Here is a 7019-nt window from a genome sequence, read left to right as displayed (position 1 = left end):
CTCCGTCTTTCCAGTTCCCTTCAGGCGAAGAAAACAAGTATTCGGTATTAGCTACCGTTTCCGGTAGTTGTCCCAAGCTTGAGGGCAGGTTGCCTACGTGTTACTCACCCGTCCGCCGCTAACCATCCGAGAAGCAAGCTTCTCTTCAAGTCCGCTCGACTTGCATGTATTAGGCATGCCGCCAGCGTTCGTCCTGAGCCAGGATCAAACTCTCCAATAAAGATGAATTTCAAAGCGTGGTTAAACGCGGTGAAACTCATCGGGGTATTGAAAAGAGCGATAAGCTCATTTTGAATCTGACGATTCATTGTAAATCAAAAGTTACTATCCATTTGTTCAGTTTTCAAGGAACTTGTTTACCTTATCTTGTGACAACTCACGTCAACCAGACAGGAAATTTATCATATCATGTTAACTAAGTTTCTGTCAACAATCTTTTTCGTCAATCTTCAAAGCTACTCGACTACCTTCTGTTTGAAGCGACAAGAAATAATATACCACGCTGTCATTCTTTTAGCAAGCACTTTATTCAACTTCTATTATATTGCAAGTAAGATCGTTCTTAAAGCCTGGAGAGAGTGATCGAAATGAAGCGAGTTTTAGCTTTGCTTAGCTAAACAAGGGAGGTGACAGCTCGGAAAAGATCAAATTTGAAGTAAGTGATCCAAAAACTTTATAATAAGGTATCTTTAGATAAAAGGGAGTTCCCCAAGGTTGTTAACAGTTCCAACTGCGCAGCAGCAGTAGCACGTTCACTTTTACATGCACCCTTCCTACATTCATCTGAGATCCACTTTTGAATTTTTGAATATTGATCTATTGCGATTTTGCTTTCAGCCTAAGATTTTGCTTTCTAGTTCAAATCCATAACGCGAGGTGAAAACACTTGAAACAGTGGTTAAAAAAGATGCGCAAAGGTTACGGCAAAAAACTCGTTTCCATTCATGCCTGGAATGCCTGGATCGTTGTGATTCTTTCCATTACGGGTCTCATATTAGTTGGTGGCTTCTGGCGTGAAACTCTGGGTATCGGACGTGTTTGGTTAAAATGGTTACATATCGCCGTTGGCATCGCCATGCTTATGCCTGTCGTGTATTACTTATTTTTGGCCGGTAAGCATTGGAAGCAACTTCGTAATAAGCCATGGCAAAAAGCAAATACCATTATCGTTCTTGCTCTTCTGATCGGATGGCTATTATCCGGCATCGTTTTATGGCAGTTCAAGCTGGCCGGCCCACGGTGGTCCAATGCCGCGCTTCTGATACACGATTTGCTCACATGGATTGGTTTACCTTATATCATCTACCACTCCATCACACGTACACGTTGGTTAAAAGACCCTGCACGTCGTACGATCCAAACCAATGAACCATCGATGCAGAAGCCAAGTGTAAATAAACCAGCCGCTCCCAACGCTAACAAAGAAGATTTGGACACACGCGACACACCAGCAGCTACACCTATTCTGCATGTAGACAAAGAATCGGGTAGAAATCACGCACCAAACATGGAGAAACCACAACCGGTATACACTCGTCGAGCCTTCATCCGCTCTGCTGTAGGTATAGGACTCGCCGTAACTCTTGGACCTACATTTGTATCATGGGTAGGTAAAAACCTCAAATTTGATAACAGCATAGATAGCATGCTTGAGACTGACCCCAATCGGATGGTTCCACTTCCGCAACCCTTGCCTTCTTCCTCTCCGCCGATTGGCGGGGGTGCCGAGGGACACTTTCGCGTATATACGGTCACACCCATTCCATCCTTTTCCAATGCAAACTGGTCATTTCGGATAGATGGTCTGGTGGAACGTGCTCAAATCTGGAATTGGGAACAGTTCGTCAAGCTTACACGCACCGTTCAAGTCAGTGACTTTCACTGTGTTACTGGATGGTCCGTGTACAAAAATACATGGGAAGGCATTCCCCTGAAGCTTTTTCTGGAGAAAGCCGGCGTAAAACCTGGAGCGCACAGCGTCAAATTTTATTCCGGGGACGAAGTATATACAGATGCAATCACATTAGAACAAGCTCAAATGGATGACATTATGATTGCGGTCATGCATGACGGCAAACCTATTCCTGCCGATCTTGGCGGACCTGTACGGCTCGTTATCCCGCAGATGTACGCCTACAAATCGGTCAAGTGGCTTAACCGTATTGAAGTCATCGACAGCGAGCATATTGGATATTGGGAAGAGCGGGGATACGACAAAGATGCATGGTTATCCGGTGCTTCTCAGCGCTTTCCAAATATAACGGGTTCATAACAATCTCCAGCATATACAAAAGAAGCCTCCCGACACGACATTTGCGTGTTTTTGGAGGCCTCTTTTTTTAAAGCTACTAGTGGCACGTGTCTTGTAATGCCTATGACAAGTGCTGGCACAAAACTTTAGATATCAACAGTCTACGGATTCAGCAGGCGTACCAATTCGTCCTCATCTTCGATAGTCGGAATACCGAGATCACGAGCCTTCGTTAATTTGCTGCCTGCCTTCTCTCCAGCTATGACAAGATCTGTTTTTTTCGATACACTCCCCGTGACCTTCGCACCCAGCGCTTCAAGTCTCTGCGTTGCTTCTTCACGCGTCAATTGATGCAGTGTTCCTGTAAGCACGACCGTTTTACCACTAAAGAAAGAATCCTCCACCACAACCGCTGGCACTTCTGGTGCCTGTGCTTTCACACCCAAATTCAGCATTTTCTCAATAGCAGCCTGCGTGAACGGATCGGCGAAGAAATTCACGATGCTCTCCGCAACAATCCCACCCACATCGGGTAGTTCAACTAATTCCTCCACGGTGGCGTTCATAATCGCATGTAGATCACGGTAATGATCGGCGAGCATACGCGTGGTGGATTTGCCAGTGTTCGGGATACCCAAGGAATACAGGAACGAAGCCAGGTCTCGGTCTTTACTCTGCTCTAGCGCAGCAAGAAGGTTGTTCGCTTTCTTTTCGCCAAATCGCTCCAGCTTCACGAGATCATCGAACTGCAATGTATATAGATCCGCAGGTTCACGCACATTCAATTCATCATATAGCTGAATCGCTGTTTTCTCACTGAAGGTCTCAATGTCCATGGCATCCCTGGAAGCAAAATGAGAGATACGAGCAACCGTCTGCGGTTTGCATGCCAGCTTGTTATTGCAGAACAAGTGTGCTCCGCGCTGCTCCAACGGGAATCCACATGCCGGGCATTGCTCTGGATATATGATTTCTTCACCGTCATTCTCATCCGTCACTTTGCCAAGAATCTCAGGGATAACATCATTGGAACGACGAATGAAGACACGTGAACCGAGCGCATATTTCAGATTTTTACGTTCAATATCACCCACATTGTTCAGCGTGCAGTTCTGCACGGTCACTCCAGCGAGTTCAACGGCTTCTACCCGCGCCAGCGGCGTCACTTTACCCGTCCGGCCCACATTCCACACCACTTCGTTCAATACGGTTGTTGTCTCTTCCGCTTCGAACTTGTAGGCAACTGCCCAGCGCGGGAACTTATCCGTGTAGCCTAACACTCCACGAGTTCGCATGTCCGTCAGCTTAATAACCGCCCCGTCAATGAGGTAATCCAGTTGTCCCCGATTTTCCTGAATTGCTTCGAGCTGCTCCATAACGTCATTGAATTCGTGGAAGTAGGTGAGTGATGGATTAACTTTAAAACGGTTCTCGCGCAAGAAGTCCATCATTTCCTGATGATTTGCGAACTGAATGTCGTCCGAGTATCCAACATTATAGAAATAGGCATTCAACCGACGCTCAGCTGTCGTTTTCGGATTCAGGTTACGCAGCGCTCCTGCGGCTGCATTCCGTGCATTTTTGAGCGGCTCGGCAGCCGTTTCATTATATCGATTCAGTACAGAAAGATTCATAATGCCCTCGCCCTGCACTTCAATCGTACCTCCGGTATACGGAATTTTGAGCGGAACAGATTTGATGGTTTTCACTTGTGCCAAAATGCCTTCGCCCACCGTTCCGTTTCCGCGCGTAGAAGCCTGCACCAACTCACCGTTGGTATAGGTCAGGTTCAAGGTCAGTCCATCAAACTTCAGCTCAATGACATAACCCGGTTCAGGCAACGGATTATCCGGGTTTTTGCTGTTATAGTCATTCACCAGCTTTAATACACGTGTATTCCAATTGCGAAGCTGTTCAATGTTCTGTGCTTTGTCCAAACTCCATAATGGGGATAAATGACGATGCGGGGTAAATCCCTTGAGCAGTTCGCCCCCTACACGTTGTGTGGGAGAATCCGGCAATATCATACCGCTCTCCTGCTCCAGCGTAACCAGTTCATCGTATAGAAGGTCATACTCCTTATCACTGATCTGCGGCTGATCCATCGTGTAGTACTGATAGTTGTGCTGGTTCAGCTCGGTAACGAGTTGCTCCATCCGGTGCATCGGGTCCATATTGGGCCATCCCTCCGTATATTTAATATATGTAGAACGAACATGCCTATTGTAATCGAGAGACATGGCAGAATCGATGGTCATGTCAGTCCAGTATCATACAATAGGCCGTTTATTCTTATTCCACTTTGGTAATCGGGGCAAATCCAGCGAGTAGACGTTTCACGCCGACTGGAGCCGGGAATGCAATCTGCAGTTCGGTATCATTACCACTGCCTTTGACTGCAACGATGGTACCTGTCCCCCATTTGCCGTGTTGCACTTTGTCGCCTGCCTTAAATCCTGCCGCACTTTCGGAAGAGGCCGATTTCGAAGCCGAAGTTGGTGCTGCAAAGGTTGGACGGGATGTACTCGTAGTTACCCGGGACGTTGGCCCAGATGAAGCTGTTGCGGATGAACCACTTCGGCTTTGTTGCTCAAACAGCTTGGACGCACTTGCAGCGCCGCCGAAATTGCTTCCACCACTGGAGCCTAAACCACGTCCTCCATATGAACCTCCGCCTGTGCTGGTTCCTCGGCGGTAACGGTCGCGTGCAATGGACGTATCTTCTTTAAGCTCATCCGGGATTTCGTCCAGGAAACGGGATGGCGGATTGGCCGTTGTACGTCCAAACAAGGTCCGCATCTGCGCACACGAGAGAAATAACTGCTCCTCAGCCCGTGTAATCCCCACGTAAGCCAGACGACGTTCCTCCTCCAGCTCTTCATTATCCATAAAAGCCCGGCTGTGAGGGAAGACCCCTTCCTCCATACCTACGATAAAGACAACGGGGAACTCCAGACCTTTGGCACTGTGCATCGTCATCAACGTGACCGCATCGCTCTGATCCTCTTCGTCATCGTTCATGCTGTCGATGTCTGCAATGAGTGCCAGATCGGTGAGAAACGAAACAAGCGTTTTGTCTTCATTATTTTTCTCAAACTCCATCGTTACCGACAGGAACTCTTCAATATTCTCCAGTCTTGCGCGAGATTCAATGGTATTTTCCTTCTGCATCTCGTCACGATACTGGCTCATCTCCAGAATCTTCTCGGTCAATTCAGTCACGGACAGATATTCAACCATCTGGTGCAGAGCTGCGATCATATCATAGAATTCCACCAGTGCATTACGTGTGCGACCAGCGAAACCAAGATCATCAACCACTTGCAGTACACGGAAAATGGAAACCCCGCGTTCTCCAGCTGCTGCAGCCAGCTTGGCTACTGTCGTATCTCCGATGCTGCGCTTCGGCACATTAATAATCCGGGTCAAACTGATATCATCGTCCGGGTTGGACAGCAGGCGCAGATAAGCCAAAATGTCCTTGATCTCTTTCCGATCATAGAACTTAATGCCGCCGACAATCTGATACGGAATATCAGACTTGATCAAAATTTCCTCGATAACCCGGGACTGTGCATTGGTACGGTACAAAATCGCATGATGCTGATAGGATTTGCCGTTTTTCACATTTTTACTAATCTCCGAGGTTACAAAATACCCCTCATCATGCTCGGAATCGGCACGGTACACCTTGATCTTTGATCCGCCTTCTTTGTCCGTCCACAGCTTCTTCGGTTTGCGGCCCGTATTCAGGCCGATGACTTCATTCGCCGCATTCAGGATGTTGGAAGTCGAACGATAATTCTGCTCGAGCAGGATCGTCTGTGCTTCCGGGTAATCTTTTTCAAAGTTAAGGATGTTTGTAATGTCCGCCCCACGCCAGCGATAGATCGACTGGTCACTATCCCCTACGACGCAGATACGGTGGTGGCTGTCAGCCAGCATACGGCACAACATGTACTGTGCACGGTTCGTATCCTGATATTCATCGACATGAATGTATTGGAATTTCTTTTGGTAAAAATCGAGCACTTCCGGCACTTCTTTGAACAGTTGAATGGTTGCCATGATCAGATCGTCGAAGTCGAGTGAGTTGTTGGCTCTGAGACGTTTCTGGTACATCGTATACACCTTCGCTACAATGCCTTCAAAATAGTCCCCTGCCTGCTTCTCATATTGTTCAGGGCTGATCAGTTCGTTTTTGGCTGTGCTCATCATCGCCTGAACGGCTTTGGGTTCAAACTTCTTCGTATCAATATTCTGATCTTTCATACAGCTGCGAATAACGGATAACTGGTCCGATGAATCCAAAATGCTGAAGTTGGATGTAAAACCGATCCGTTCAATGTCACGGCGCAAGATGCGCACACACATGGAGTGGAATGTGGATACCCAAATATCGCGGCCCTGAGATCCGCCTACCAGTTGGGATACCCGATCCTGCATCTCCCGGGCCGCTTTGTTCGTAAACGTAATCGCCAAAATGCCCCACGGGGGCGCTTTACGTGTTGCGATCAGATAGGCGATCCGGTGTGTAAGTACCCGGGTTTTGCCCGAGCCCGCACCAGCCATAATAAGCAGCGGTCCATCCGTTGCCTCTACAGCTTGCCGCTGAGGAGTGTTCAGCCGTGCTACGGCGTCATGTATATTTACAGGTTGCATGCATGCATGCTCCTTTCATTAGTTGGTCGTATAAGTGGGTCCTGCGGTTACACTTGTCACTCCGATGACAGAATAAGCTTTCAATCGCTGTTATTCCCGGATTTTT

At 47.7% G+C, this 7019-nt stretch carries 3 protein-coding genes and 1 rRNA gene; 1 reads left to right on the top strand and 3 read right to left on the bottom strand.

The genetic code is table 11. The features are described from left to right. Positions 1 to 220 (bottom strand): 16S ribosomal RNA (locus M3629_RS19605); the annotation flags it as partial. 666 nt (positions 221 to 886) lie between these two features. Here M3629_RS19605 and M3629_RS19600 point away from each other — a divergent pair. Then, positions 887 to 2272, top strand: coding sequence for a molybdopterin-dependent oxidoreductase (locus M3629_RS19600; protein ID WP_251509668.1), 1386 nt, complete (start codon positions 887 to 889; stop codon positions 2270 to 2272). A gap of 140 nt (positions 2273 to 2412) precedes the next feature. On the opposite strand, the gene ligA is transcribed toward M3629_RS19600, so the two are convergent. Continuing rightward, a complete protein-coding gene (gene ligA, locus M3629_RS19595; protein ID WP_251509667.1) occupies positions 2413 to 4425 on the bottom strand; it encodes an NAD-dependent DNA ligase LigA in 2013 nt (670 codons plus the stop codon). A gap of 118 nt (positions 4426 to 4543) precedes the next feature. Further along, complete coding sequence (gene pcrA / locus M3629_RS19590) at positions 4544 to 6913, bottom strand: DNA helicase PcrA (RefSeq protein ID WP_090923054.1); 2370 nt, start codon at positions 6911 to 6913, stop codon at positions 4544 to 4546. Positions 6914 to 7019: the final 106 nt, after the last annotated feature.

Source organism: Paenibacillus polysaccharolyticus, from assembly GCF_023714295.1.
Lineage (GTDB): Bacteria > Bacillota > Bacilli > Paenibacillales > Paenibacillaceae > Paenibacillus > Paenibacillus polysaccharolyticus_A.
Note: the sequence above shows the minus strand (reverse complement) of the source record. Positions and strands in the feature narration are given on the sequence as shown.